Annotated in this window: 26 protein-coding genes and 3 pseudogenes; 22 read left to right on the top strand and 7 right to left on the bottom strand. The window is 45.1% G+C overall.

Annotated elements, in window-relative coordinates; all coding sequences use genetic code 11:
- Positions 1 to 529 precede the first annotated feature (529 nt).
- The 7 genes and pseudogenes from BN2684_RS24405 to BN2684_RS02565 all read left to right on the top strand — a co-directional run.
- Positions 530 to 661 (top strand): annotated as a pseudogene (locus BN2684_RS24405) (DinB family protein); the annotation flags it as partial.
- A gap of 324 nt (positions 662 to 985) precedes the next feature.
- Positions 986 to 1,678: a GNAT family N-acetyltransferase gene (locus BN2684_RS02540; RefSeq protein WP_159065750.1), complete on the top strand. Its 693-nt coding sequence runs from the start codon at positions 986 to 988 to the stop codon at positions 1,676 to 1,678.
- Positions 1,679 to 1,928: 250 nt separating this feature from the next.
- A pseudogene (locus BN2684_RS02545) lies at positions 1,929 to 2,156 on the top strand (SAM-dependent methyltransferase); the annotation flags it as partial.
- Positions 2,157 to 2,352: 196 nt separating this feature from the next.
- Positions 2,353 to 2,763: a MarR family winged helix-turn-helix transcriptional regulator gene (locus BN2684_RS02550; protein ID WP_234340138.1), complete on the top strand. Its 411-nt coding sequence runs from the start codon at positions 2,353 to 2,355 to the stop codon at positions 2,761 to 2,763.
- Between the two features lie 5 nt (positions 2,764 to 2,768).
- On the top strand, positions 2,769 to 3,209 hold the full coding sequence (locus tag BN2684_RS02555; protein ID WP_058300616.1) for a pyridoxamine 5'-phosphate oxidase family protein: 441 nt from the start codon (positions 2,769 to 2,771) through the stop codon (positions 3,207 to 3,209).
- 25 nt (positions 3,210 to 3,234) lie between these two features.
- A complete protein-coding gene (locus BN2684_RS02560) occupies positions 3,235 to 3,456 on the top strand; it encodes a hypothetical protein (protein WP_058300617.1) in 222 nt (73 codons plus the stop codon).
- Between the two features lie 529 nt (positions 3,457 to 3,985).
- Positions 3,986 to 5,017: a Cfr family 23S rRNA (adenine(2503)-C(8))-methyltransferase gene (locus BN2684_RS02565; RefSeq protein ID WP_058300618.1), complete on the top strand. Its 1,032-nt coding sequence runs from the start codon at positions 3,986 to 3,988 to the stop codon at positions 5,015 to 5,017.
- Positions 5,018 to 5,116: 99 nt separating this feature from the next.
- Here BN2684_RS02565 and BN2684_RS02570 read toward each other — a convergent pair whose 3' ends face one another.
- Positions 5,117 to 6,085, bottom strand: a complete 969-nt coding sequence (locus tag BN2684_RS02570; protein ID WP_058300619.1) for an AraC family transcriptional regulator — start codon at positions 6,083 to 6,085, stop codon at positions 5,117 to 5,119.
- Positions 6,086 to 6,233: 148 nt separating this feature from the next.
- On the opposite strand from BN2684_RS02570, the gene BN2684_RS02575 reads away from it, so the two are divergent.
- The 3 genes from BN2684_RS02575 to BN2684_RS02585 all read left to right on the top strand — a co-directional run bounded on the left by BN2684_RS02575 (position 6,234) and on the right by BN2684_RS02585 (position 9,483).
- Positions 6,234 to 7,637 (top strand): MFS transporter, encoded by a 1,404-nt coding sequence (locus tag BN2684_RS02575; RefSeq protein WP_058300620.1) that lies wholly within the window; start codon positions 6,234 to 6,236, stop codon positions 7,635 to 7,637.
- A gap of 207 nt (positions 7,638 to 7,844) precedes the next feature.
- Complete coding sequence (locus tag BN2684_RS02580; RefSeq protein WP_058300621.1) at positions 7,845 to 8,837, top strand: phosphotransferase enzyme family protein; 993 nt, start codon at positions 7,845 to 7,847, stop codon at positions 8,835 to 8,837.
- 43 nt (positions 8,838 to 8,880) lie between these two features.
- Positions 8,881 to 9,483, top strand: coding sequence for a class I SAM-dependent methyltransferase (locus BN2684_RS02585; protein WP_058300622.1), 603 nt, complete (start codon positions 8,881 to 8,883; stop codon positions 9,481 to 9,483).
- A gap of 10 nt (positions 9,484 to 9,493) precedes the next feature.
- Here BN2684_RS02585 and BN2684_RS02590 read toward each other — a convergent pair whose 3' ends face one another.
- Positions 9,494 to 10,873: an aminotransferase-like domain-containing protein gene (locus tag BN2684_RS02590; RefSeq protein ID WP_058300623.1), complete on the bottom strand. Its 1,380-nt coding sequence runs from the start codon at positions 10,871 to 10,873 to the stop codon at positions 9,494 to 9,496.
- A gap of 115 nt (positions 10,874 to 10,988) precedes the next feature.
- Here BN2684_RS02590 and BN2684_RS02595 point away from each other — a divergent pair, with 115 nt between their 5' ends.
- Positions 10,989 to 11,411, top strand: a complete 423-nt coding sequence (locus BN2684_RS02595; RefSeq protein ID WP_058300624.1) for a GNAT family N-acetyltransferase — start codon at positions 10,989 to 10,991, stop codon at positions 11,409 to 11,411.
- 21 nt (positions 11,412 to 11,432) lie between these two features.
- Here the strand turns inward: BN2684_RS02595 and BN2684_RS02600 are convergent, their stop codons facing one another.
- Positions 11,433 to 12,722: a serpin family protein gene (locus BN2684_RS02600; RefSeq protein WP_058300625.1), complete on the bottom strand. Its 1,290-nt coding sequence runs from the start codon at positions 12,720 to 12,722 to the stop codon at positions 11,433 to 11,435.
- A gap of 290 nt (positions 12,723 to 13,012) precedes the next feature.
- Here BN2684_RS02600 and BN2684_RS02605 point away from each other — a divergent pair, with 290 nt between their 5' ends.
- Positions 13,013 to 14,245: a S41 family peptidase gene (locus tag BN2684_RS02605; RefSeq protein ID WP_159065751.1), complete on the top strand. Its 1,233-nt coding sequence runs from the start codon at positions 13,013 to 13,015 to the stop codon at positions 14,243 to 14,245.
- 168 nt (positions 14,246 to 14,413) lie between these two features.
- Here BN2684_RS02605 and BN2684_RS02610 read toward each other — a convergent pair whose 3' ends face one another.
- The 3 genes from BN2684_RS02610 to BN2684_RS02620 are packed head-to-tail and all read right to left on the bottom strand — an operon-like array spanning position 14,414 to position 15,596.
- Positions 14,414 to 14,779: a hypothetical protein gene (locus BN2684_RS02610; protein ID WP_148449859.1), complete on the bottom strand. Its 366-nt coding sequence runs from the start codon at positions 14,777 to 14,779 to the stop codon at positions 14,414 to 14,416.
- Positions 14,780 to 14,785: 6 nt separating this feature from the next.
- Entirely contained in the window at positions 14,786 to 15,214 is a 429-nt protein-coding gene (locus BN2684_RS02615; protein ID WP_058300628.1) for an SHOCT-like domain-containing protein, read from the bottom strand.
- A 13-nt stretch (positions 15,215 to 15,227) separates the two neighbouring features.
- The gene (locus BN2684_RS02620) at positions 15,228 to 15,596 is read right to left on the bottom strand and encodes a DUF2089 domain-containing protein (RefSeq protein WP_058300629.1); all 369 of its coding nucleotides are present in this window, start codon (positions 15,594 to 15,596) and stop codon (positions 15,228 to 15,230) included.
- A 318-nt stretch (positions 15,597 to 15,914) separates the two neighbouring features.
- Here BN2684_RS02620 and BN2684_RS02625 point away from each other — a divergent pair, with 318 nt between their 5' ends.
- The 8 genes and pseudogenes from BN2684_RS02625 to BN2684_RS02660 all read left to right on the top strand — a co-directional run bounded on the left by BN2684_RS02625 (position 15,915) and on the right by BN2684_RS02660 (position 24,353).
- Positions 15,915 to 17,111 carry an MFS transporter gene (locus tag BN2684_RS02625; protein ID WP_058300630.1) on the top strand — a complete coding sequence of 399 codons (1,197 nt, stop codon included), beginning with the start codon at positions 15,915 to 15,917 and terminating at the stop codon, positions 17,109 to 17,111.
- Positions 17,099 to 17,212, top strand: a pseudogene (locus BN2684_RS24845) (transcriptional regulator); the annotation flags it as partial. The gene BN2684_RS02625 and the pseudogene BN2684_RS24845, both read left to right, overlap by 13 nt.
- 54 nt (positions 17,213 to 17,266) lie before the next feature.
- On the top strand, positions 17,267 to 17,731 hold the full coding sequence (locus tag BN2684_RS02630; protein ID WP_058300631.1) for a hypothetical protein: 465 nt from the start codon (positions 17,267 to 17,269) through the stop codon (positions 17,729 to 17,731).
- A 272-nt stretch (positions 17,732 to 18,003) separates the two neighbouring features.
- A complete protein-coding gene (locus BN2684_RS02635; protein ID WP_058300632.1) occupies positions 18,004 to 18,369 on the top strand; it encodes a hypothetical protein in 366 nt (121 codons plus the stop codon).
- A gap of 192 nt (positions 18,370 to 18,561) precedes the next feature.
- A complete protein-coding gene (locus BN2684_RS02640) occupies positions 18,562 to 19,551 on the top strand; it encodes a type II toxin-antitoxin system antitoxin SocA domain-containing protein (RefSeq protein WP_058300633.1) in 990 nt (329 codons plus the stop codon).
- Positions 19,552 to 20,128: 577 nt separating this feature from the next.
- Positions 20,129 to 20,956 (top strand): macro domain-containing protein, encoded by an 828-nt coding sequence (locus BN2684_RS02650; protein WP_058300635.1) that lies wholly within the window; start codon positions 20,129 to 20,131, stop codon positions 20,954 to 20,956.
- Positions 20,956 to 21,516 (top strand): TIR domain-containing protein, encoded by a 561-nt coding sequence (locus BN2684_RS02655; protein ID WP_058300636.1) that lies wholly within the window; start codon positions 20,956 to 20,958, stop codon positions 21,514 to 21,516. The genes BN2684_RS02650 and BN2684_RS02655 overlap by 1 nt, the downstream gene beginning before the upstream one ends.
- Before the next feature lie 71 nt (positions 21,517 to 21,587).
- Complete coding sequence (locus BN2684_RS02660) at positions 21,588 to 24,353, top strand: hypothetical protein (protein WP_058300637.1); 2,766 nt, start codon at positions 21,588 to 21,590, stop codon at positions 24,351 to 24,353.
- Between the two features lie 98 nt (positions 24,354 to 24,451).
- On the opposite strand, the gene BN2684_RS02665 is transcribed toward BN2684_RS02660, so the two are convergent.
- A complete protein-coding gene (locus BN2684_RS02665; RefSeq protein WP_058300638.1) occupies positions 24,452 to 24,691 on the bottom strand; it encodes a helix-turn-helix domain-containing protein in 240 nt (79 codons plus the stop codon).
- 124 nt (positions 24,692 to 24,815) lie between these two features.
- Between BN2684_RS02665 and BN2684_RS02670 the strand changes: the two genes are divergently transcribed.
- Entirely contained in the window at positions 24,816 to 25,109 is a 294-nt protein-coding gene (locus tag BN2684_RS02670; RefSeq protein ID WP_058300639.1) for a hypothetical protein, read from the top strand.
- A gap of 222 nt (positions 25,110 to 25,331) precedes the next feature.
- A complete protein-coding gene (locus BN2684_RS02675) occupies positions 25,332 to 26,687 on the top strand; it encodes a GyrI-like domain-containing protein (protein ID WP_058300640.1) in 1,356 nt (451 codons plus the stop codon).
- The last annotated feature ends 32 nt before the right edge of the window (positions 26,688 to 26,719 follow it).

A 26,719-nucleotide genomic window follows, 5' to 3' on the forward strand; every position in this document is an offset into this window, starting at 1 on the left:
GCTTAACAGTATGAATTTTCATCGGTTGCTCTTTCCGTTTATGACGAGAACGGCCCCCCTCAAGAAAAGATATAATAGCTTAATTCTTATTTCGACATTTTTCTTCGTTTTTTTATATCAATATGTGAAATTAGTCATATATTTTGTCGGGAATCTCTCACATAACTGTCAAATAAACAATAAAAATATCGAAATATGCAACCTCTACTTTCTTGATAATAGTCGGTTTAGCCCCGAAATCGGGAAGTCAATATGAAAAAAGCACCTTCATCCCCAGACGGGTTGAGAAAAGGTGAGATGAGTAGAGAAGAGGTAAAATTGGCTTTAAGTCGTTAAGAGAAATTACTTGTTTCGATCTTATGCTAAGATTGATCGAAGCATAATCGCACCGACTCCGTTGCTGCATGATGGAAAGGAAGAGGATGAAGTGAATAAAACCGATCGAATGGCTGACATCGAACCGGCGGTGGCGTCAGCGCTCGATCAGAGTACGGGGGCACGATCAGAACCGGGAAACGAGATCGACCGACATACGGTTGTCCATCCGCGACTCGGCGGATTGAATGCATTCGAATGGTTCTGCTTAATCGAGATGCACTATCGCCATCATCTGCTCCAGATGAAGCGTCTGGACGATGCTTGGAAGGAAGCGCAAGCTTGAGGCCAGGCCGGAAGAGGAACACCTTCCTATGGGATAGGCGTCGTCTCGGCATCGCATGTGCAGTAGCATCATGACGTTGATGTAGGGCTAGTAATTAATTATAAGTGTTTTCTACATACGGCTTGCCTTTAGATACTGGTAAACTAACTGTATATTTGTGCTAAAGGTAGGGGAATTATGATGGGCACTATCGAGAGTGAAGTATGCCGATTCATTTCGTTGATATCTACGGACGCGAGGAATTATGTACAGGATGGCTTTAGCAATCATGCGGTAACTCTGGTTCACTATGAAGATTCACCTCGTAACCAGGGAGTTTTTTGTGTGGTGGAGAATGAGGATTGTATCATCGCTTATGCCGCCTTTTCTCGTTATCGTCATGACGAAGCCCTGATCACGCTTATGGCGAACAGCCTGCAAAGGCATTTGGGTCCAAACGAAACAAAGGAAGTTTGCTTTAACGTATATGGGCGGAATACGGAGATCGTTCAGCTAGCCCACCAACTTGGGTTCGCGACCGATATGGAGGGCTTCCAGCTCCAGTACGATTTCGGCAAGGAAAGTAAGACGCTGGAGATGGCTCCCCTTGTTGAAAAGGGTTTTTCCCCCGACATGCTGGATGATGTCATGCAACTGTTCGACAAAGCCTATTATCCGTTGAAGGTTGAAAATGGCTGGAGCACCGAAGCACCGCCAAAGAACGATTTCCTACAATCCATGCTAAGCTACGAATCAGAAGATCGGGTAAGGTCTTTTTGGATCGAGGATACCTTGATTGGGGCTTATGTTATAGCGGGTGAGTTTATTCGAGATTTTGTTATCCTTCCGGAATATCAGAATCAGGGGTATGGAAGCCGGATGTTGAGCCATTGCATTCATCGAATGGCGAACACAATGGGGATGAACAGGATACTCCTCCGTGTGGCAAAATCAAATAGCGGGGCCAAACGATTTTACGAAAGAAATCATTTTATGGAGCTGTCTCATTTCGCGGAGCATACATTCGTTTCAAACTAAAACCTTTTCATAGGGGTGACCTGAGCGAAACCCCCGGAGACGATAGTCGAACAAAGCGATAGTAAAGAAAGACAAAATGAATTGCACATCTAAACAAAATTTGGTAAAGTACCCTCAAGCTAGTACGCTGTCAGCTTAAAAACCGTGGTCTTCGCACAACTTCTCATACCAATCGACGCCGATTCATATCCACACGATTAGGGCTGACAGCGTACTAGGCATTAGAATAGTTGAAAAAAGGTGAGATGAGATGAGTGGAGCAGAAGTGAAGTTGGATTTGAGTCGTGTTGTTTTTATTGGGAGAACCTTTGATGAGTACATGCACATGTTCAACCTATCTCAAGAGGAATTACGGGGTCGGAGGATTCTTGATTGTCCTGCAGGGGCGTGCTCATTTACAGCAATTGCAAGCAAAATAGGTGCAGATGCAACTGCGACTGATCTTGCCTATTATCATCCTGTTGAGCAGCAGGGGCTAACAGCATGTTAGTCATTAAGAAGGTTAATTCGAGGTAGTACCCGAAGGCAGACTATCTTGGAGAAGGAACAGGTTACGGGTCAATACCATTAAAGAAGGGATTGCCAATTAGTACTATATAGTGATATTCTATATAAAGATAAAATTACTTATTAAGGAAAGAAGGAACCCTACGATCAAAACAAGCGGTGGCTTTTTGATATCCAAAATCAAACAAATTCAAGGTAGGGTGTTTGAGCATATTCTTGCAGAGCACGGCATTGACCAGTTTAACGGTGCACAGGGGCGGATCCTTCATATTCTTTGGAATAACGACAACATTCCTATATCGGAGCTTGCCAATAAAACCGGACTTGCCAAAACAACCCTGACGAGCATGCTGGACAGGCTTGAATCGTCGGGTTATCTCAAGCGTGTTTACGATAATTTTGACCGCCGGAGAATAAATATCAAGTTAACAGACACTGCAATCGCAATGAGGGATCAATACGATCGGGTGTCGGAACATATGAATGATATCTTTTATGAAGGCTTCTCCGCAAAGGAGATTGTTGAATTTGAAAGCTATCTCGAACGAATATTGACCAACCTAACCAGGAGGGAATAAGAACAATGAACGAAAACGCAAGGGAATCCATAACGGAACTGAGGAAAAACAGCAGCACCGCTTATCTGGCATCGATAAACAACGAAGACTATCCGGTCATGAGGGCAATGCTCGTTTTGGAACACGACAGCTTTAAAACCCAATACTTCTCAACGAACACCTCCTCCGGAAAAGTCAGCTATTATCAGAACAATCCCAAAGCATCGGTCTATTACTGTGATCCCCAAAATTTCAAAGGTGTGTTGTTCGTCGGTGAAATGCAGGTGTGCACCGATCAGGAAACAAAAGACTTTCTTTGGCGAGAAGGGTTTGAACGTTATTACCCAGAGGGTGCGACCGACCCGGATTATTGTGTTCTGAAATTTACGGCAAATTCCGGCAGCTTCTATCATGGACCGAATAGTGCAAAATTTACAATTGAAGAAATAGAGAAACAAGAATCATAAAGTTGGCAAACAAGGAGGAATAACCATGGGAAGTGAAAGCCGCGAAGAATTGATTCAAATCTTAACAAAATTCGCCGAATCAGGGTGGGACTTGATCGACACTCCATCAAAAGCATGGCTTGAGGGTAACGGAGACAGAGACAAGTTAATCGCAGCTATTGAAGAGGCGGATGAGACATGCGGCAGTTGTGGTTGCGAATTTGATCCGCTATACAAAAGGGCACTGAGCCTAAAAAGCTTACTATAAGCGGTCAAGCCCCTTTATAGGATGTTGCAACAAAGAAAAGGGTATGATAGAATACCGCTACACTTAACGATTGGAGATGAAGAGGATAATGTAGGTTTTCTTGCCTGGTTTAAAGAATAAAATCGATGGTTTTATTCTTTATTGGCAAGAGAGTTACCTTATTCTTTTCACTCAAAAAATAGAGTCTATTCATCCCTGTGCCGGGGTGGATTATCCGTATTTTTGAGCTACAAGAAGGGTAACTTTCTTGTGGCTCTATTTTTGTTGATAAGGAACTTACAGACTAATCTGAACTGGAGGCTGAATGCGATGTTGACTGAGGTTGTAGATGATTTTGTGAACCGGTTCATGTCCCATGATGCGGTTCACGAAAACAACATGCCGGAGAATTACCCTTATATCGACAAATGTACGTAGCGATCGGTCTGCGAGCACATCACGCTCGTCCATTCGCAATGGGGTAATGACGTATGTAAGACGCTGATTGACGGTTGCTTCTGTACGTTTTCTCCGGCGGTAAGGAGAAGACATGAAGGCAGTCTCGAAATATGATAAGATTCGCCAACTATTGTCCGAGTTGAAGCAACCCTCCTATCGATATTCGCAAATTACGGAAGCGATTTTCAAGGGGAAAGTCGACGAATTCGAACGGATGGTCATACTGCCCAAATCGCTGCGGGAACCATTGATTCAGACGCTTGGTCCGCGGGTCTGCAGCATCTTTCCGGTAAAGGAGCTGACATCGAGTCAGGTCAACAAGGTGTTGTTTGCCATAGCTGGCGACGAACATATTGAGGCCGTACGGCTTCATTATGAACGCGGGTGGGACTCCTATTGCATTTCCACACAGTGCGGCTGCGGGTTTGGGTGCAAATTTTGTGCCACCGGTACGATAGGTCTGAAACGAAATTTGACGGCCGACGAAATTACCGACCAATTGCTTTACTTTCACCTGAAGGGTCACAGCTTAGACAGTGTCTCATTCATGGGCATGGGGGAGGCGCTCGCCAACCCGCATATCTTTGATGCTTTGACTATTATGACCGATCCAAGCCTCTTTGGATTAGGACAACGACGGATTACGATGTCCACCATCGGTTTGTTGCCGGGTATCGACAAGCTGACCCGGGAGTATCCCCAAGTCAATCTAACCTTTTCTCTGCATTCGCCGTTCGACGATCAACGAAGTGAGCTGATGCCGATCAACGACCGGTTTCCAGTCCGAGACATCCTCCATGTATTGGATCGCCATATCCGACAGACAGGGAGGAAGGTGTATATTGCTTATCTTCTACTCCGAGGAGTCAACGACTCGACGGCGCATGCGAAGGCGGTCGCCGAGTTGTTGCGAGGAAGGGGGCCAGGAGAGCATCTGTATCACGTAAACCTGATTCCTTACAACTCAACCGAAGTTACACCAGAAAGGTACCGGGTATCTGATTCTGCCCAGATCGAAAGCTTTGTTCAGGTCTTGAAGTCAAAAGGGATTCAGGTGACCATCCGAACGCAATTCGGATCGGACATTAACGCGGCATGCGGACAGTTATACGGTAAAGATTAGCCGATAGGGTTGAACCGGAGAACGATAGCTGAAAAAGGCATAACGGCAGCCGAACAATGTAGTCGGTTGCCGTTATCCATTCTGTTGATCCAACACCACTCAACTATCCTCAAATCCTCCGGCAGATGAGGTTTTTCGCAGCGATTTTTTATCCTGGAGAGGAGGCAGCCCAAAGAGCCTCCGATACTCCCGATTGAACTGCGACGGACTCTCATAGCCTACTGTCATAGCGGCTGTCGTTGCCCCGATGGGACCACTCAGCATGAGGCGCCTCGCTTCCAGAAGGCGAAGCTGCTTCTGGTACTGCAAGGGCCCCATTGTCGTGACGGCTTTGAATTTATGATGCAGCCCCGAGATGCTCATGTTGCAGGATTTGGCGAGCTCCTCAATGGTGAAAGAGCTTGCGTAGTTTTCTTTGATCCAATGGATGGCCTTTCCGACTCCGTCCGCTCTTTGATCGAAGAGCACCTTTTGCAAAAACAAGTGCCCAAAATCACCTGACAGCAAGTTGAAAATCATTTCTCGTTTGATCAACTCGGACAGAAATCGAACTTCTTTAGGCTTATCAACAAGCTTAAGCAACCGTAAAAAGATGTCCAGCAGCGCGGCATCTGATTTTCCAATGAAGGCACCGGTGCTCCAATTACTCTCCTTTAACCCCGTATTGATTCCCGCCTCCATGACCACAGAGGCTATTTCCTGCGTTGTAAAATCGACACGTAAACCGATATACGGCGATTCTTCTGTCGCGTCGATGACTTGGGCGGCAGCCGGCATATCGATGAGTGACGCCAAGTAATCGCCCGCCGAGTAATGATAGATATCTTGACCGAGGTAAAGCTTCTTCGTCCCTTGAAGGATCAGGCAAAAAGAAGGCGTCAACACCCCCGTGCTTTTCGGCGTTTCGCGATTGCTTCTGACAATCGTAAGAAACGGAATGATCGTTGGCGTCCGTCCCTCTGCAAGGGTAATTCGATCCGCCATAGCAATGAGCTGATCCAATGCTTTCTTATGAATAGAAACACTTTTTCCAAAGGCAGTTGGGTTATCCACTCTTTGTTCCGGCATGAATTCCATTCCCCCCGTTCTTATTCAAACTACATCATTTTGCAGCTTTAGGCAAGTTTCGTGCACGAAAGGTCTACTTCCTTCCTCCGATTCCATCCATAATAACGATCAGGGACACGAAACATCGGATAAGGAAAGGAAGATGCTTATGAATCAGTCAAAACGAATGATTTTGACCATTATCATCGCATGTCAACTGATTGTTGTGCTTGACGCCTCCATAATGGTAACGGCAATCCCACAAATCGGACGTTCGCTGCATATGACGGCGACCAGCTTGACCTGGGTCCAAAATGGCTACATTTTGCCGTTCGGCGGTTTCTTGTTGCTTGGTGCCCGGGCGGGCGACCTTTTGGGACGCAGAAGAATCCTTAGTATCGGCATTGGATTATTTTCGCTTGCCTCCATGCTGGCTGGTTTGGCGCCGACAGCCGGATTTCTGCTGGTTTCCCGTGCATTCCAAGGCTTTGCCGCTGCGTTAGCAACGCCTGCTGCCCTAGCATTACTGTCTGCGAGCTTTGTCGAGGCCAAGGAACGTACCAAAGCAATTGCCATATACAGCGCGGTTTCGGCTGGAGGCGGCAGCATCGGTCTCCTACTGGGCGGATTCTTCACCGATTTTATATCTTGGCGTGTCGGGATGTTCATCAATGTACCTATTGGGATTGCTTTGCTGTACTTGGTACAGAGGCATATACAGAAAACGGATACACGGACCGGACAATTTGATTTTTGGGGCGCGCTTGTCTCCGTTATCGGCATGACTGCGTTGGTATACGGATTTGTTCAGGCTGCCGAGCACGGTTGGGGGAATCCTGTAACATGGATTTTGCTTGCAGCCGGAATTATTCTGTTAGCGACATTCGCTCTTATTGAAGCACGTGCGACGGAGCCGATCATCCCGCTTCGACTGTTTGCGAACCGCCAGCGGTCCGGGGCTTATCTTGGAAGGTTCCTCTTGGTGTGCGGGAATTTTTCCCTCTTCTTCTTTATCCCTCAGTATTTGCAAAACGTGCTCGGGTTCAGCTCACTGGAAGCAGGCTTAGCCTTCCTGCCATTTACAGGCGCCCAGTTCGGGATGATGTATTTGATGCCCGGGTTGGTGCACCGCTTTGGAGATCGAAAGGTCCTGATGACCGGTTTGCTAGTAGCCATCGGGGGTACCTTCTGGATAAGCCGGATCGTTGGCATGCAAGCCCCGTTCTTTCCGCTGATGTTCATCCTCTTGGCGATCATGGGCATTGGCGCCGGTATGGTATTCCAACCGCTTACCACTTTCGGGCTCTCCGATGTAGATCCACAGGATACCGGTGCAGCTTCGGGTCTCATTAATGTCGCGCATCAAAGCGGTTCCTCGTTGGGACTGGCCGTTCTCATATCGGTATTTGATGCCGTTATCCGGACGGATCAACCTTCAAAGATGCAGTTCGCTCATGCTATATCAAGCTCCCTATTGGGATCTGTGTTATTTATAACGTCTGCTTTTATTGCGGCGCTGATCTGCTTTCTTCCGGCAAGCCCATCCACACGAGAACAAGCAGTAGCGGATTGATGACAGGGGCTGGAATAACTAAACGGAGCCAGAATAAGTCGTTACCACTAGTATCACAGAAAAACAGGCCGCCGATTCCTTCGGTGGCCTTCCGTGGCTTGGAATCCATTGTTATAAGTTCCTTTTCTTTTGCTATCACCAAACTTGAACTGATATGCTTAAATAAAAAATATCCAAATGAAAATGATGGCAATTACAAGGAGAACAATGGACGCACACATTAAAGATCTTTTCACGGGTGAGATGGCCGACGAAGGCGCAGCTCGGTTCGGAGTGCATCCCAAAGAGCTGTCCTTCATTGGCGGATTCCAAAACTTTATTTACTCCTACGCCAGAGAAGGAAGCCAATACATTCTTCGCTTCACGCCGAGCACGCTACGCTCCCTTGAGGCACTTAAAGGCGAATTGGAATGGATTCGATATTTGGCGCAGAATGGACTATCCGTCTCCGAACCGGTCTCTTCTTCTCAAGGCATAGACGTTGAATCTATTCAGGAAGAGACGATCACGTTCTACGTGACCTCCTTCAAGTACGCGTCCGGCCGCAAAATCGGTTACCCGGAATGCCTTGGCAATCCCCGGCTGTACGAGCAATGCGGCCGATTGACCGGCCGCCTACATGAACTAGCCAAACCGTACAAACCTTCGCACAGAAGACACTCGTGGGAGCGCAACGAATACCTCCTTAGAGCCCGAGACTACTTACCACACGAGGATGAGCCTGTGCTGTTCGCCCTTGAAGCTCTGAAAAAGCATTTGGCTAGCCTATCGATCTCTTCTGACAATTTCGGTCTTATCCATGGGGATATTAATGTAGGGAACTTTACGATGGATGATGCAGGCAAACTGACTCTTTTCGACTTCGATGAATGTCAATACAGCTGGTACGTCGAAGATATTGCCATCCAACTTTATTATGTTCTTTATGTGTTTGGGGAGGATTCCAAGCCTGAACGGAAGGTGCAGTACGATCTCTTCATGGAGCATTTCCAACGGGGCTATGAGGAGAATGCTCGTCGACTACCGGACAAGTGGAAGGAACAGTTACCGCTGTTTCTTCGGCTTCGTGAAATCATCGTGCTCGTAGGTATGAACCGGAGTTGGGATCTGCGTCAGCCGGACGATTGGACCCGCGATTTTTTGCGAGATAGCCGGATGCGAATCACAAACGGGCTTTCGCTGATCGATGATTTTCTCTAGTGTTGAATCTTTCAAATCCCAAACGGCAATAGGAGAGATACGAATGGGGAATACCGATAAGTTCGAAATGATTGCGAATATGTACGACACTCCGGAGAGAATCCACACTGCTAAGGTTGCATCCGATGCCATCCGCGAGTATTTGGTTGACGCGAAAAACAAGAGCGCGATCGATTTTGGTTGTGGAACGGGTCTGGTCGGAATGAACTTGCTAAACGACTTTGATTCCATGCTTTTTCTGGATACATCCCAAAACATGATTACTCAAATCAAGCAAAAAATCTCGGATTTGGCTATTCCGAATGCGGACACCGTATGCTTTGATTTTGAACAGGATGAGCTATCGGATCTTCACGCTGACTATATCTTCATGGCTCAGGTTCTCCTGCATATTCCCGATTTCGAATTTGTTTTATCAAGGTTATTCGAGGTTCTGAATGAAGGTGGACACTTACTGATCGTAGATTATGATATCAATGAAAAAGTCGTGTCCGATATCGTCCATAACGGATTTGATCAAGCCGAGCTCACGGACATAATGACCAAAATCGGGTATACGACTATTCAATCCAAAACGTTCTATACGGGAAGCAAGCTATTTATGGGACAGGATGCATCGATGTTCATTCTTGATTCTCAGAAGTAATGGACCCTTTCTAAATCCAGGTAATGGCTGATCGGTTGAATTGGTTTGGACTTCTATGGCTCATTAGCTCGTCGGCCGTCTGGCGGATGATCCGGATGCCTTCCTCAATCTTTTGCTCATCCGTGCGGATAATGCTGAGGCGGCAGCTGTTCGCGCTTTCCACACTAGGAAGGTAGCAAGGCATCGTAGGAAAGACATACACGTCCTTCTGACGAAGGGCTGCGGCGAGTTCCTCTGCTGCCAGATGATGGGGCAGCTCAAGTTGAGCAAATATCCCGCCGGTTGATTGGCTTAGACGGAAGCCCTCGTTCAAATATCGGCTGCATGCCTCTTGCAGCGCCTTCATTCGAATTCCATAGCGCTCCCTCATCATGGCGGCGTGGCGCTGAAGCAATCCACTGCTCAGATGAATCTCCAAAGCAGCTTGTGAAAGAGCAGCTGTGCTTAAATCGCTCGACGACTTGTACATTCGGAACAGAGGGATCAATGCTTCGGGAAGGACAGCGGCACCGAGCCGCAGGCCGGGCAGCATGATTTTGGAAAAGCTTCGGATGTAGATGACGCGGCCCGAATGATCATAGCTGCAGATTGGATCGGATTTGCTGTTCGTTTCCAAGTCTGCGAGATAGTCGTCCTCAACGATATACACATCATATTTCTCCGCCATTGCTGCGATTGCTTCTTTCTCCCGACGGGACAGGCTGGTTCCAAGCGGGTTGTGGTATCGGGGGACCGTATAAAAAAACTTAATGGAATTGTTCCGAAAATGCCGTTCCAGTTCATCCAGGTCAAGGCCTGATTCCGTTCGAGCAATTCCGATTGCGGTTATCCCGAGGAGGCTCAGCAATCTCAACATTCCGGCATAGCAGGGCTGTTCGACCAAGATTGCCGATTTCCCATTCGGGAACGGCATAGAGGCAAGCAAGTGGAGAGCCTGTTGGGCGCCGGAGACGACACAGATCCGTTCGGGTCCAGCAAAAATTTGAGAGACTGCCAGATGCTGAGAAATAGCCTCGCGTAGAGATGGAAATCCAAGCGGATCGCCATATGCGAAAAGCCGGTCCCCATATAGCTCGACCGCCCGGTTCAACCCGTGCTGAATTTCTTCATAGGGGATAATACCCGGATCCGGAGCAGCCATGGCAAAATCAATCCGCTCTTCGGGCCGATCCTCCGACTTGGAGGAGCGAACAATCACGTAGTAGCCACTTTTCGGTACCGAGTAAATCAGGTGTTCCTTTTCTAATTCTTCGATGGCTCGAATGACGGTGTTATTGCTGCACGCCCATTGGAGGCTAAGCTCTCGGATGGACGGTAATTTCCCACCCGGCTTGATCGACCCGCTGTTAATCTGTTGCTTCAGGTAGTTCTTCACATTCTCATATTTCATGGTCTTTCCGCCTCAATCTGTATGGGTATAGTTGCAGAATAATTCCGTTTCCTCTTCTGACTGTCACCATTATACTAAACCCATTACGGAATGTGAACAATCGGAGGGGATACAGATGGAGTGGGTTCATGATTGCCTGCCTTACAGAATCAGTGATCATGTGGAGGAACTGCAGCTGAATGTGATTATTGCATTATTGAAGAGCAGTTATTGGGCAGCGGAACGGTCGGAAGAAACCATCATGAATAGCCTGAAGGAATCGCTTTGCTTCGGAGTCTACAGCGCGGACGGGCAACAAGTAGGTTTCATGCGGGTTGTAACGGATGGAGCATCCTTTTCCTGGCTGTGCGACGTCATTGTTGACACTGAGCATCGCGGAAAAGGACTCGGCAAATGGATGATGGCTGCCTTGGTCGACCATCCTCGCATTCGCCATACGACGATCTATCTTGGTACACGGGACGCGCATGGACTCTATGAGAAGTATGGCTTCGAACGACGGGAAATGATGGTCCGCCGTGTATGTAACCCGGTCTAGATAAAGCGATCTATGGCCGGGTTAGGAGCTCTCCGCAGGATTCTCACATATGCCAATAAACAGCAATGTACCGTTGGGTGCAAGGATGCCGTAAATAAATGGGCGATCTAATATCATATCGGCTCTGCCTTCAGGTGGCGCCGAACCCATAAATAATAGTTCAGTAAAGGCTGAGGCCTCCACGCCTTTTTCATCAATGCCGATGTGCGTTTCTTGGCGAACCTCCGTTAGAGAAGCCCTATGATCCGTAATGCCTGAAAAGTCAGCTTCTTGTTTAAAGGCGGAGGTTACGCCTAGCTTCTGTAAAGTGTCCGCAAGACGAAGCTTCGTGTCAAAATTGAATTTCGGTATCTTCCATAGAACTTCACCATGACCTTCCTGACCATCCTCAAAAGCAGCCTTCACTTTTTCCGGTGTGGACAAAAGCTCTCTGGGGGAAATCCCCTTATTGGGAAGAATGAACACCATACTCCCCCCATTTTTTAGGCCAAGACTGGAACGTGTAAACTCCTCTCCTAATGCAAAGCCAGCGGAAGCAAATCTGCTATTCATAAAGTCGGTATTTATTGGAGTACCCTCTGATGTGTTGAAGATATCTTTCTCTGTCTTGTCCTTGTCAAATTTATTCGCCCATTCATCATAGAAATATACGGTATTGATGAGGGAGAGAACCTGATCCTTATCAAGCTCAAACGTAGGCTTTAACGTACCGTTTAGATTATCCGCAACCCATTTCGCCATAACTTCCCCTGTCTGGTTATCGGTGAAATCCACGCTGAACGAGGAAGCATAGAAGTTTTCGGCGGTATTTTGAATAAAATCCTTTTTCCAATGGATATCTTTGTCCATCCACAGAGAGTTGGCGATTTTTAACTTCCCGATTTGGTTATCGGTATACAACCGACGATAAAGATTTCTGCTTTGCATGGAAAGAGCGGATGGACCGGATATATCCAATAGGGAAAGCATCTCATCCGCTGTTTCACCGCCCGCACCGGTAGCAGCCATTGCCAATGCGTAATAGAGGGATAGTGGCGAGTAATTCGTATTACCGCTGCTGTCCGCGAAAATTTGAGAGGTGGTTTTGTAGGAAAATCCGCTCAAGGCAGAAAGAAAGGCATCGTCCACGGGATTGCTATCGATCATTGTACGTTTGGAACCGATGTCATCAAACGCATATGCTTTCGGAAAAGCCACATTGAATAAGGCCTCGTCCGACGGGGTGTCGCCATGAGGAATGAGGACAACCAGTACAATCACGAAAGAAAGACATCCGGCAAGTACAGTCCACTTTTTCCATGTTTCTCGCAAACGAAAACAGCCTCCTTAACAAGTGCCTGGGAATCCATTCATCAAAAATAGAAATATATCCTATTTAACGAAAAGAAGGCACTACTTGTTGCATTAGGTAAGTGGATCGGATCAAGCCTTTCTCGACGTCCCTAAGTAGCTCTTTGATGGCTGGGCGTTTGTCGGGGAGTGCCGCCGGAAGTGCTCCGACGCTGCGTGGTATGTCAAAAGCTTCTAACTTTTGTATGGAGGAATTTATGGGTTCCAATGGAATATTTACACAAACAATGTTTTTGGGAGTGGGAATCAGGATGGACGAGCAGCATTTAAAGGTGGAGCGGCGAATCTTTATCGTGTCAGAAACCATTCGGTTGATTGAGCGTGCATTTGTACATTGGGATGATGCCAAAGTAAAACCAGATGAATTGGATCAAGTGGCGGAGACGTTTTTTGAAAAAGCAGTAGAAGCAGAAACACGTTTTGATTTTGCAAAGGTAATGTGGGAGTTGTTTGGTCTCTTGCGGAACGCTCATTCCGGGTACTCCGATACACGAATTCCAGAGTATGGCAACGAAGTTCTTAGTTTTTCTTTATTGGAGCTTAAAGATGAATGGGTTGTGAATCGAGATGCAGCGAATATTCTAAAATCAGGTGATTTGGTACTATCCATTGAGGGAAAATCTCCATCAGAATGGTCCAAGGAACTTGAAATCTACACGGGGTTAGCGAATAATACCTCTCAACATAGTCGAACAGAGTTTTTTCTCCCCTATTTCATTCAAAACAAGTCCATCGAAGTCGAAATCGAGGATCAAAACCATTCCCGCAAAACGGTTATGTTACCACGATTAGCACGCAACGATGAGCGGTTCCACGTTACTAACCAACCATCGGAAACAGAAGGGAAATGGATCGAGAAGGGCAAAGTAGCCTACATTCGAATTCCTAGTTTCGGGGAACCCCACTATGAGAATCGTGCGGTAGAGCTCGTTCAAGAATACGGTCATGCCCGGGCAATCATTGTTGATGTGCGCGGCAACGGCGGGGGGTCAACGCCAAGCGAGTTGACAAAGAAGCTTATGGATCGGCCTTACCGGTGGTGGATCGAACGGTCACGCCACCCGGAGTGGCTCAGGAAACGCCATGGAAGCGCTGATCTCCTTTTTCCGGAAAACTACAGCTATGCCGAGTGGCGTCCGAACTGGCAGGAACCTGCGGACGAAAGAGAACGCTATAACGGACAGATCCTTTTTCTAACGGACAGATTTGTCGGTTCTGCTACTGAAGATTTTATTATGCCGTTTAAAGATAATGCTCGGGCAACAGTTATCGGGGAGAGAACCTGGGGATCAACCGGCCAACCCGTCTGGAAGCGTATTGACGAAGATATCTATATCGGTGTCGGTTCTATTCGTGCTCTCTTTCCAAACGGGGAACCTTTCGAAGGCATTGGGATCACACCGGACATTCCGGTGGAACGCCGTCGAGAAGATCTCTACAACAACAGGGATGTCGTTCTTGAAAAAGCATTGGAGTTCATTTAGAGACAAACGTTAAGAAAGTCCAATCCTTTTTGTGGGTTGGACTTTCTTCAATAATCTTGCCGTTTCGGACAGCGTGGTGAACCGTACCATAAGTAAGCATAAAGGTGCCGTTCTCTTTCTATAAAATCAAGCAGCTGGGCAGAGTACCATACCGGTTTCAGCAGTCACCTACAGTTTGATCAACACGTTCGTGCCGTCCTGAGCCTTGACATCGACCAGAACGGTTCCTTTGCAACGTTGTAACTCCAGGATGAACTGCCTGAGCGCTTGTCCTGTGCTTTGGTTTTCGAGAATCGACTGCACCAGTGCAATCCCGAATTGGCTGCCGTTCGACCCGAACTGGCTGCTGTCCAAATCGAAATCAGGTTCCCCGCTCGAGTGCTCACCCGCATGCCCGTCGTACTGGTTCAACCAATCCTTCATTTTGCGACGGACGAAATGTGAAGTCAGAATACCGATCCCCATGCGCAATACGGCATAAGGGACTGGTATCGTAAAAGAATGCTCCGTGCTCTTCACTTTCACAATCATCATGACTCATCACTCGATCACTACGGTGACCGTCGCTTCACCGGAGTGGATGTCAACGATTTGCCCGTCGAGCTCGTTCTCGATGGCATCGATCAACAAGTCGATATCGATATCCTTCACATATTTCGCAGCTTGTGGAATATTGGACGCGATGCCGTGCCCTGCTCCGAGAACAGCCTTAACCAGTCTAATCGGTAAATTGATGCTGACGTTATCGTTTTCTTGGGAGGTCACCCGTATTTTCAACATTTTGGCCAAATAACCGCTCGATCCCGATGACGATTTCACCGAATAGTCCGGTTTCCCCGGCATAAGCACGGCTTGCGAGGTTTGGGCCGTGTTCTTCTCCTTCAGCGCGTCAATCAACTCCGAAGCCTTCTCGGAATCAATTTTGCCTTCCTGCATCATGGACAACACCTTGCTGATTTCTTCTTTCATGGTTTCTTCCTCCCTATTCATCCTTTAATAGCTTGACCGCTTCATCCGCGGTGATTTCGCCATTCTCCAGCATGGAAATGACTTTCTTCTCATCGACTTCGGGCTTCTTCGGCTTATTATCGTATCCGAGGGCCGTAATGATATCATTGAGCTTGCCGCGCACCGTCGGGTAAGATATGCCGAGATCCTTCTCCACTTCCTTAATGTTGCCTCTGTTCACGAGGAAGGTGACGACAAAATGGAGCTGTTCGGGCGAGAGTAGAGCCAGCTTAGATAATTCAAATTTGTTCTCAATCGTGGTCCGGCAGTGTCCGCATTCCAGCTTGACGGCATGCAGCGGATGGTCGCATACCGGACACTGTGTGAGGATGGGATATTTCATACTCGACTCCTTTCTTTTTCTTGAATTATAGATCAATAAAATGAATTTGTAAATGAAAAAAATTCATTATTTTAATTAGTAAATTGATTTTATTGATTTTATGGGTTGTTATCCTCAATATCTTTAAGGAGTCCATCAGTCCTTGCTAATATAAATGAGCGACTTCATCGTTAACACGTAAACGGTTGCATCGCCGTACTCAAAATTCAATGAGACAAGCTCCCCTTCTTCGAGTAGAATCTACTAATAACCATGCACACTGAATCTGTGCCCCTTCACAACAGGACACGACAGACGAAAGGATGACAGCTCAGCATCATGGATCTTACTCAACATGAAAACCATCGACCGCAGGCGGGTAAGGGGAGTTTTCCCATCTCGCTGCTTTCGCTTACGGTGGGCGCCTTCGCCATTGGCATGACCGAATTCGTTATTATGGGCATATTACCGAATGTTGCAGAGAGCCTGCACGTCAGCATCTCTGCAGCTGGACAGTTGATCACCTTATATGCGTTAGGGGTAGCTCTGGGAGCTCCGATACTCACCGTGCTGACGAGCCGGATTCCCCAGAAGAAGCTGTTGATCTTTCTCATGCTCCTCTTTATTGCGGGCAACGGCATCGCCGCCATCGCCCCTAACTACGCCGTTCTGATGGGAGCGAGGGTGTTGACGGCTCTTACCCACGGGACCTTCTTCGGCGTCGGCGCGGTCATTGCGGCCAATCTGGTACGCCCCGACAAACGGGCGAGCGCCGTATCTGTCATGATGGCCGGGCTGACGATTGCCAACATTCTGGGCGTTCCTCTCGGCACGTATATCGGTCAGCATCTGGGATGGCGAGCTTCCTTCGTGTCGATCGCGCTGATGGGCGTGCTTGCCTTGGTAGGCGTTGCTCTCTTGATTCCGCGAATGCCGCAGGAAGAGGCGGCGGGGATCCGGCAGCAGGTTGCTGCGCTGATGAGCCCCAAGCTGCTGGTGTATCTGCTTATTTTCGTGTTAGGCAACGCAGGGCTGTTCGCCGTTTTCACTTATATTACGCCGCTATTGGTGGAGATTACCGGTTTCACCGAGGAGAATGTCACCTGGATACTGGTTCTGTTCGGGGTCGGCGTTACCGTCGGCAATATCGTCGGTGGCAAGCTGGCGGACTGGAAGCTGATGCCGTCGGTTCTGGGCACCTATACCGCCATCGTCCTTGCATTAACAGCGCTGACGTTCACGATTCACAGCGAGATCGCAGCTCTTGTTACCATCTTTATATGGGGGGCTGGGTCCTTTGCCGTCATGCCGGGCTTGCAGGTTCGTATCATGAGCATCGCCAAGGACGCCCCGACTTTAGCGGCCACCTCCAGCCATTCGGCCGGTAATCTCGGCAATGCGATCGGCGCTTTTGTCGGCGGTGTGGTGATTCCCCGCCTGTCTCTCTCCTCGCTTCCGTGGGTTGGAGCCATATTGGTGGCGCTGGCCCTCGCTGTCGGATTCGGCAGCGTTCTGATGGAACGGCGGGAGTCCTGACAGAAAGATCGGGTCCCGCTTCCGAAGGATCTCGGGTTATCCAGTTCCCGAAAGGGGAATACTTGGTGGTCAAAGGGGAAGAGAAGACGGCTTCGTCTATGGGGAAATGTGGATTCCCGTTGTTAAGAAATAAGGAGATCACAGGAGGGATGGGAATGTCCTACATCGTTGATTTTAAAACCGTGTCTACGGCTGGTTTAGAATCTTCGCCGGTTGCCGAAGCGCTTGCGGGTCTACGCGCCAATGAAGCCCGCTACTTCATGAACAAGTACAAGCATGAATTCACGGTTGTACCCGCCAGCGAAAGCCAGGAGACCCTTGCTTATGTGAACCGCATTCTGAAGGAAGAACGTAATCTTGAATTTGCGGCAAAGCCCTTGGAGACGTCGAGCTTTCAAGTGGAAAACATAAAATGGACCTTCGTCTTCTATGAAGATGGTCTCGGGATCAATGTTCTGTATACCGTGGATGACCCCAAGAAGCGGGCCGTCGGGTTAAAGCTGTCTGAGGGGATGGAAGTACCGAAGGAGTTGGAAGGGAAGTTCAAGTTCGCTCGACAGAAGTCGAAATTAGCCGGAACCATCCGGGGCTCGTTTTTTGTTATTAAAGGGGAGTATTGAGGGGAGCGAAGGCTTCTTTTGGAGAAAGGTTTGATCGATTGGCCGCCCATGTGGCGGCCTTTTTGCTATGTAGGTAACGTGCGTGACGAGGGTAAGAGGAACTACATTGAACGGCTTAACGAGCCGTATCTCCAGCGTTCTCTGCTTGCGGTTTTGAGATCCTCAGAATGGAAAATGTCAAATAGATAACATCAATGATGTTGATTGTTTGACAATAATGCATCATTGATGTAATAATTGAGATAAAACTTGGGAAAGGAGGAGGTTCTGTTTTGGCGGTTTCGGAAGATGATTTTTACAAGTTGATGAGAAAAGTTACGACCCTTGTTGATACAGGGTGTTGTAGAGTAATCCCACGAAATATCCGTAAGCCTGATGGAAGCTGTGTACATTATATTGTCGCTATGGCCGAACTGGACTTAACAGAAGACGAAGCAATACAGGAGCTAAAGAAGTTAAGGTGGAACGACTTCAAGAAGGATGGACCAGAATTGGATAGCAAGTTTCCAAGGGATGGTTTATGCATCTACAAGTTTAAGAAGTATATCAAAGGGCGACGAGCCTATATAAAGCTGAAGATTACAGCAGCAGAGGCGGAAGTTGCAATAATGTCCATACATCCTGACGATTGGATATAAGTGGAGCGATTTAGATAAACTAAATTAGTAATAAAATAACCTCGGCCGCGAATGCAGAGTGGCCGAGGAGACATAAAAGGGATTGAAATTGAACTGCTGTTTAAGGGACTTTGGAGGAAATTGGAGAGTAATAAAAGATTGATTTATGGAGTAAGACAATTTGTCAAAATAATTTTCTGGAGGAATACTCTAATGAGTTTTATATGTGAATTTTGTGGTGCAGTCGAGTCGGTCGTCGTAGCGGAACCGAGCCGGTTCACCGTAGAGGGGGAAACATTTGAGATTCCGGATGAATTTCGGAAATGTGAAAAATGCGGTAATCGGTTATTTGATGAAAAATATGATCCAATCTCCCTTAATAAGATAATTGCTGCGAAAAGAACCCGGCGAGCCCGAAAAGTACTTGAGTTGACTCAATTACAGTTATCACAGTTACTGGGGTGGGGATTGGCAACTGTACAAAGGTATGAGGCTGGTTTGACAAATCCCAATTCTACTCAATTGTATGAATTGGATCATCTTAATCAACGTCCAAGTCATGCTTGGGGTTTATTACTAAATGCACGGGAACGGCTTGGAGATGCAGAGTTTTTTAAATTACAAACCAAATTAAAACCTTATGAAAAAATATGGATGGAGGACCCTTATACATTACCCTCAATAAACCCTTACTATGAGAATGCTACATTTGAATTTACGGGGAATCGAAAGTTTGATCCTCAAAAATTGGTTAATATGCTTTTGTATTTTGCACAAAACGGTGTTTTAAAGACTAAATTAATGAAACTATTATGGTACTCCGATTTTTTGCATTTTAAAGTGGCGGACGTTTCAATAAGTGGAACCCCTTATCAGAATCAAAAGTTTGGCCCTGTACCTTTAAAACACGCCTCATTACTGGAAGAAATGGTGGATAGAAATGTATTAAATATAAATGTGGATGAAATGAATGGCTATTCCTCGGAAGAATACAGAGCGATGATTCAACTTGAACAGGGTCAATTGCTTGAAGTATTTGACCCAAGAGAAATACGTTGTATGAACAGAATAATGGAGGTGTTTAAAGAAAGGGGGTCTGTAGAACTGAGTAAAATATCTCATCGAGAAGATGCATGGTTAAAAACAGAACGACATGATGTTATTCCTTACAAATATTCAAAAAGCTTAAGCATCGACCTGTAAGGGGATAGGGGAGGCCTTCAATAGCAGGTCTCCTCTTTTGTTATTTTGGAAATAGTTCAGAATTATTATTAATGATTCATATACTCCTAATACGTAAACTTGTAGTGTTAATTTAAGGAAGCTGTGAATGATGTAAATTGCTTACTTAAACAATTGGGAATTTACGTTATAATCTACATAAATAATCATGCAGTACTAGAATATGAACTAAGAAAAGTAGAAGAACTTGAACAAGAAGGGCAAAAACGGTGGTGGAAAAGATTTTGTTTAGGTCTATTTGGTAAATTAATCATTAAAGTCCTTGAGGGGGATGTTAGGTCATCAATCAAAAAAAATTCTGACAGACAAAAGATAAACCCACTCCATAAGATCTTAGAAAGGTGGAGGGATATTCTAATTGTAAAGTTAGAGAGAAAACAGCTTCACATTCACAGTACAAGTGGGGACGCTACTATTTGTTAAATTGCACGGTTTATTCATAACTGGAACTTCGTTTTGTCTAGGAGAAGACAAGGAATATTAGAGGATTTTCGGTTATGTAAGGATTTTTTTAACATTTGTCTAAAGGGTGAATTCTATGAAACAAAAAGTTGCACTTATTGATAGACGTTTAATAACTGATTTTCTCTACATATTGTCACCAGTCAGTGTCGTGTTTTCATTCTTTTCTATCGTGCTTGATGTAGCCGAAAAAGAAAAGGTTATAGTTAGTGTTTCAATAGTGGCTATTTTATTTGCGACTTATCTACTGTTATGGATTAGAGCCAATACACTATCGAAAGTTGAATTTAGTGTTGATAATTCATATGTAGTTGTAAAAGTTGGGGATATTTTTAAAGAACAAGGATATAAGGTGATTGGATTTAATGAGTACTTCGACACGATAGTAGATAATAAAATAATATCAGAGAATACGTTGAATGGAATTTTCTTAAACGAAGTGGAAACTGATATTAACCAATTAGATAGCTTAATCGAAACAGACGGTGTGTTAAGGGAGAAACTAATTGAAATTAATGAGAAGAGAGCTCATGGTAAAAAGAATAAATTTAGATTAGGGAGCATTATTCAATACGGCGAATATTTATTAACAGCATTTTCAAAGTTTGATGATGATAATCGAGCATATTTATGTATGAATGATTACGTCAACTTCTTGCTAAATTTTTGGAATGAGATAGACATTATTTATGCAGGGAAATCGGTTTCGGTACCGCTTATGGGTTCTGGGGTTACTAGATTTAAAGGGTTCAGCAATATTACGGACCAAGAATTATTAGAATTGCTCTTGTGGTCCTTTAAGATCAGTAGAATCAAGTTTTCATATCCTTCTAAAATAACAATCGTTATACATGAGTCTAGAAAGGATAGAATTAATTTCTACAAATTGAAAGGAGTAGTCTGATGGCATATCGAAACGGAACGTATGTCGCTTTTGATGGAAATGCAACTACAAATCCAACTGAGGGCGATATGAAGTACTATGGGTTATTACAGAAGTGGAATCATTCGAATGGATTTCAATTAAGCTTTAGCGACAGTCATAAAAAAACATACCAGGTCAGAGATAGTAGCACAATAGCAACACTAAAATCGAGGTTATTAGAGCGAATGAGGAGTTCAAAGAACATGCTACTAATTATCTCTAAGGATACAAATTGGGATAGAGGTATGTTGAATTTCGAAATTGAGAAGGCTGTCGATTTTTATGAAATTCCAATCATTGTGGCATACCCAGAATATAAATCTATATTGAACCCGAACTCTCACAAAGAAAAGTGGCCAAAAGCCCTATATGAGAGAATAGGGAATAATACCGCTAAATGCATTCATGTTGCATTTAAAGAAAAGGCCATTGCAGCAGCAGTTTCTCAATTTAGTACTCATAATAAAGAGAATCAGCTTACTTCATCGCTACATTACTACGGTGAAGAGGTGTACAAAAACTGGGGATACATAGATTAGAAAATATATCGACCTATTTGGGATATTTATTATAAAGTCTAGAAAATTAGTTTCTAGAGGTGATTAGGATCATGTTGTTTATCGAGGATAAAATAAAAGTTTTTATAAGTTCGAAATGCGGTGTGGAGAATTACGATTTAATTAGATGCTCTATCAAGCAGTTGCTAGAGGCAACAGGCATAATTAAAACATATATTTTTGAAGAGAGTGCTGCAGCATCAAACTGTACGCAAGATACGTATTTAAATAAACTGGAAGAATGCCATGTTGTATTATTTCTTATAGATAATGAAAGCGCTATAACCGAAGGGGTAATGAAAGAATGGAAGTATTCTAGAGAAATACAAAAAAAGGCTATTTATTTGTTTTGCAATAACCCAACTAAACCAAGTACTAGCATTGAAAATGAACTTAAAGGACCTCAAGGTGCTAAGTATAGGATTATCCCAAACTTTAAGGATTTTATTCGAGAAGGGTATCAGTCCGTAATTATTGATATTCTGAATATATATACTATCTATTCTAGGAATGGACTTACATTGACCCATCAACTATCTGTGGAAGAACATCAAGAGGAAAAAATGTCTTATTCAATTAGTGGTGATAAGCAGGGGCTTTTTTTTGGAAAACAAAAAAATCATGATTTCCCTCTAACATATAGCTACTTTGATAATATGGAGGGGGAGGGCACGGAATACTTAGGACAAACAAATCAACTGGATCAGTTTGCTTATCAATTCATAAAAGTAATACATGGAGAAGGTAAATATGATCCATCAAATTTGACACTACCTGAGGAAGACTTTCAAAAAATGCACTCTGAAGAACTTACAAGAGCAGTATTAATTCGCTGGAGAGCTGTTCGGCGTGTCTATGAAGGTAAGGTTGATGATGCAGTACAAATGCTAGAAGAAGCATATTTATTTGCTTGTGACAATAAACTTCCTTACTGGTTTACAGACGATATATTAATCGACAAGAGAAATTTAGAAATGAAGACTAAGGGGCACTCATATGATTATAGTGAAGGTGGCGCACAAAGTGAGCTTCAAAAACGTTCTCATGTCCTCCATTATCCTTTATTAGATAGAACAGAAGGAAATACGTATAGAGCTATATTAAAGGAACTTTACGAATTGAATACTCAGAGTCCATATACAAAAAGGTTTGGCACTGGGTTAAGAAGTGTTATTGACCAAATAAGACGAAGTTATATTATTTCGGTTTGTTATGGTTCTTTAACTCATATGTTAGGTATTAATGAGCTGCTGTATAAAACTTTTTACTATTTCTCAAGGGAATATGACGAATATCAGTGGAAATTTTTATGTTTTAAATTTTGTATTCTTAATAATGATATAAAATCCTTAGAAAAAGTATATCGACGTAGCAACGATATAATTGCCACCTGTAGTTTTGGTAGGATTAAAGAGTTATATAAACTTGCCGATACAATACCACACACACCAGAAAGGCACCTTTTAAAGATTAAATTAATTGAATTATTAGGATACTATTTTTCTGATGAAGACTATAACAATATTCATAGTGAGTTGTTTAAAATAATCGATGAGTGGCTTGCTGATGTAACTCCAAATATTAATCTCTCATCTGCAGTGTCTAGTTGCATAAAAGCTAATATGAGTAGAGTTGATCATGAGTCGGTAGTGGCAAGGGCACTTATTATACTGAATAATAAGCAATATAGATTCTTTGATGATTTCTTTTCAACCTTAATCGAAATAGATTGGGTAAAAGTTAACCCTGAAACACATGTAATGGTTGTTGAGCAGCTAACTAACATTATTAAAGATCCAAATTTAAGAGGAAGATATAGAAGTTTACCCAATCTAGTGGTAACAATGCGATTGAAGTGTAACCAACTTAAACAATGGGATACCTTTATTAGTAATAATTGGTCTACCTTTTTTAAAACTCATTACAAATTGGAAATATCTGAACGGACACCTCAAAACGATGAGGCATTCTTATTTAGTTGTATAGAGGAGATTAGAGAAAGAAATCAACATCAAGGAAGGGGGGGGAGTTATTCTTCTTACGCAAGTCATCCTTTCAAAACGATGAGAAATATATTATTGGGTTCAAATGTAATTATAGATGCCGATAAATTGCTTGATGAACTAATCTTGGTATCAACTCAAGTTCTTATAAATCCTAAGCAAACAACTGAAGAGAAGATAGAAGCTACACAATTCATCTTATTCTTGAGAGGTATTTGTAATAAGCAAGAAATATCCGACTTAAAGTGGAGTGCATTTTCAAGGGAAATAACTAACGAATACTTAAATGTGTGCTCCTCCTTTGAGGATGGTTTTTTTAACCGTATGACAGAATTTACTCTTAGAACGAACTTGCTATTTTTGAGAGAGATGTTGGGAAAAGATATCAGTATAGAGTTATTCGAAATAATCGCCATGCATTATAATGCAAGTCCCTATGACAACATCCAACTTTTAACTTCCATAGAGATATACATGGAATACTGTGATTTGAGTAATATTAGAAATAATCCCTACTTTTCTGCAGTTCTTCAGCTTGTTTTGTCACATGTCAGGAATAATAATCTTGAATTAAAAGTACTTGCAACAAAATGCTTAGTTAGAATGATGAAATCGGAATACTCTGATATTGTATCGAAATCGTTATCTTACATAGTGAATGATGCTGATTACAGATTGAAAATATTAGTGATAAGGGGGGGTAAGGAAAGTCAAAACCAGGGGTATAGAATGGTCTTAGAAAAGTTGATTACAGACAATCATTATTTAGTTCGTCAGTTCGCGAGGGATGTACTTAGAGAGGGGCAAAAAAGTTGAAAATTATTAACAAGGAGAGAGCTACGATTAATAGCTCTCTCCTTGGTTTTTTGTAGATACAACGATTTTTGTTTCGCATTCTAACAAGTATCTAAAACCTATTCCCCATACTCCCGCTCAATCAACCTAAAAAAATCCGAAGGCTTTATCTCCAGCCCCTTGCAGAGAATGAACAGTTTCGTAACAGAAGGCTCGTTTCGTCCAACTTCGATCATGGATATGTAGGAGCGGTCCACGTTGCACAGGTCGGCTAGGTCCTCTTGGGTAAGGTCTTGGCGTAGGCGGAGCGCTTTGACGGTTTTGCCGATCACTTGTTTGAGCGACTGGGCTTCATTCAAGGAAAAATCTCCTTTTACGCCTATTATCATTCTGATATAATGAAATCCACAGATAAAGTATTCAACAAAAAGGATAAATTATACAAAATGAACACAACAAAACAGCCACAAAGGAGGAACCCACATGACGAGTACCTGTGACGTGTACGAAAAGCTGGTGGACGAGGAAGACGAGCTGCTGGCGAAGATTGAGCTTTGCGAAGGCTGCCAGTGGTCGCTGTTGGAGTATGTCAGTCGGTATGGAGAGATGGGGAGGGCCATCGGGGAGGAAATCATCACGAATATCCATCACATCGAACAGGATCTGCGGACCGAGCTACTGCATTTGCGCTTGGAGAAGGGATTTTTGGCCGAGACGATGAAGAAAGGAGAGTCACGTTTACCGGAGGAGGAAGGCGATATGACCGCCGCTCTATAATTCGAAGCTTCACCGATAACCTACTTACATAAGCTTTTGCTACTATGCACAACTTTCCCAACAGCCTTGTCGATGCTTTTTATTCCATACCTTTATCACGTAGTCTTACTGAATCTTTGCATTCACCCTCAGCCTTACCTCAGCCACCCAAACTCAAGAAGAACCGTCGAGAACACCCTAAACCCCGAATGCTATCCTTCAGAGGAAAGGAGGTTCATCCCCATGGAATCAGCAAGAAGCATTCAAGCCGTCCTCGATTATATCGAGGAGAACATCGAGGAGCCGATCGACAGTGACAGCTTGGCGGAGCAGGCGGCTTTTTCCAAGTCGCAATTCTTCAAGTGGTTCACCCATTACACCGGGCAGACGCCAATGAATTACGTCATTCGCCGGAAGCTGCATGCTGCGTCCAAGCGCATGCTGGCTGCGGAGGAGAACATTGTTGACCTGGCTTACCTCTACGGGTTCGAGTCGCATGAGGGGTTTAGCCGGGCCTTCAAGCGCACCTATGGCGTGACTCCTCAGAGCTACCGCAAGCGCGGCTATACGTTCCAGGAGATGAAGATGGCCTCCATTCGGAATTCTTTTGAGAGGGGAGACCGAAGGATGGACGTGCAAGTGGTGGAGAAGCCTACGCTGTATCTGCTCGGAATCGAGCGGTTCATCGGCACAGGAGAGGGACAGAGGAGCTTTGCGCAAGTTTGGGACGATTATTACCAAGGCTGGGAGCGCTTGTTTGGACAAGTGAAGAATCGGGTTCGACCGGAGGACGACGAAGAGGTGGCGCTTAGCTTGTATGATGCGGACGGGACGCTTCGGTATTTTGTCGGCTTCGAGGTGGAGGGGCTGGATCAGGTGCCAGCGGGTGCGGTCGGAATGGAGATTCCGCCGTTGCTCTATGCCAAGGCAACTCACACGGGGCCAATTGCGGAGACGCTGGGCGAAACGATCGGGTACGTGTACGGGGAGTGGTTCGAGAGCCAGACCTTTCTGACCGCTCACTTGCCTGATACGCCCTTTGCCGTGATGGAGGTGTATGACAAGCGCTGCACCGTCGCCCCGCCGGAGATGGACATCTTCATCCCGATCAGGAGGCCGACCGAGAATCGGATCATCGAATTGCCCTCCCGCGAAGCGGTGTATTACCGCGCCGTAGGCGATGACCTCGGGAAGCTGAAATATGAGGCGATGGATGCCATATTGAATTGGGTGGAGCGAAACGGCTTGGCGAATGGGCCGCAGGTGAAGCTGGGTGTCCGGTACGGGGAGACGGAGGAGCAGGAGTCGTTTTGCGAGGTGTTCTTCGATCTTACCGATGAGCCGACAGGCTGGGCTGAGACGGAGAAGGAGAAGGTCAAGAGGAAGACGTACAGCGGCGGGACTTATGCGGTGTCTCCGGGGGTTCATCATTTTCTGGAGAAGGACTGGCGGGCCTTCATTCGCTGGATTGAGCAGGGTGGCGAGTATCGCCCCTGTTGGGAAGGGTTTGAGGAGTTCCACATCAAGGACGGCCGGGTGAGCTTCTACACAGAGCTGTGCTTTTATCAGAAGGTGGAACGGATCGGCGGGGAAGCGTAACCTAATGAACAACAGGCATCTGGATAAAAAGA

It is taken from the genome of Gorillibacterium timonense (assembly GCF_001457415.1).
Classification (GTDB): domain Bacteria; phylum Bacillota; class Bacilli; order Paenibacillales; family NBRC-103111; genus Gorillibacterium; species Gorillibacterium timonense.

Coding starts and splice junctions, on each gene's coding strand:
- BN2684_RS02675 (WP_058300640.1), top strand. CDS start 25,332: ATGGAATCAGCAAGAAGCATTCAAGCCGTCCTCGATTATATCGAGGAG.
- BN2684_RS02670 (WP_058300639.1), top strand. CDS start 24,816: ATGACGAGTACCTGTGACGTGTACGAAAAGCTGGTGGACGAGGAAGAC.
- BN2684_RS02610 (WP_148449859.1), bottom strand. CDS start 14,779: ATGATGATTGTGAAAGTGAAGAGCACGGAGCATTCTTTTACGATACCA.
- BN2684_RS02595 (WP_058300624.1), top strand. CDS start 10,989: ATGGAGTGGGTTCATGATTGCCTGCCTTACAGAATCAGTGATCATGTG.
- BN2684_RS02580 (WP_058300621.1), top strand. CDS start 7,845: ATGGACGCACACATTAAAGATCTTTTCACGGGTGAGATGGCCGACGAA.
- BN2684_RS02615 (WP_058300628.1), bottom strand. CDS start 15,214: ATGAAAGAAGAAATCAGCAAGGTGTTGTCCATGATGCAGGAAGGCAAA.
- BN2684_RS02660 (WP_058300637.1), top strand. CDS start 21,588: ATGTTGTTTATCGAGGATAAAATAAAAGTTTTTATAAGTTCGAAATGC.
- BN2684_RS02560 (WP_058300617.1), top strand. CDS start 3,235: ATGGGAAGTGAAAGCCGCGAAGAATTGATTCAAATCTTAACAAAATTC.
- BN2684_RS02620 (WP_058300629.1), bottom strand. CDS start 15,596: ATGAAATATCCCATCCTCACACAGTGTCCGGTATGCGACCATCCGCTG.
- BN2684_RS02590 (WP_058300623.1), bottom strand. CDS start 10,873: ATGAAATATGAGAATGTGAAGAACTACCTGAAGCAACAGATTAACAGC.
- BN2684_RS02650 (WP_058300635.1), top strand. CDS start 20,129: ATGAAACAAAAAGTTGCACTTATTGATAGACGTTTAATAACTGATTTT.
- BN2684_RS02575 (WP_058300620.1), top strand. CDS start 6,234: ATGAATCAGTCAAAACGAATGATTTTGACCATTATCATCGCATGTCAA.
- BN2684_RS02555 (WP_058300616.1), top strand. CDS start 2,769: ATGAACGAAAACGCAAGGGAATCCATAACGGAACTGAGGAAAAACAGC.
- BN2684_RS02630 (WP_058300631.1), top strand. CDS start 17,267: ATGTCCTACATCGTTGATTTTAAAACCGTGTCTACGGCTGGTTTAGAA.
- BN2684_RS02625 (WP_058300630.1), top strand. CDS start 15,915: ATGGATCTTACTCAACATGAAAACCATCGACCGCAGGCGGGTAAGGGG.
- BN2684_RS02570 (WP_058300619.1), bottom strand. CDS start 6,085: ATGCCGGAACAAAGAGTGGATAACCCAACTGCCTTTGGAAAAAGTGTT.
- BN2684_RS02640 (WP_058300633.1), top strand. CDS start 18,562: ATGAGTTTTATATGTGAATTTTGTGGTGCAGTCGAGTCGGTCGTCGTA.
- BN2684_RS02565 (WP_058300618.1), top strand. CDS start 3,986: ATGAAGGCAGTCTCGAAATATGATAAGATTCGCCAACTATTGTCCGAG.
- BN2684_RS02585 (WP_058300622.1), top strand. CDS start 8,881: ATGGGGAATACCGATAAGTTCGAAATGATTGCGAATATGTACGACACT.
- BN2684_RS02655 (WP_058300636.1), top strand. CDS start 20,956: ATGGCATATCGAAACGGAACGTATGTCGCTTTTGATGGAAATGCAACT.
- BN2684_RS02605 (WP_159065751.1), top strand. CDS start 13,013: ATGGACGAGCAGCATTTAAAGGTGGAGCGGCGAATCTTTATCGTGTCA.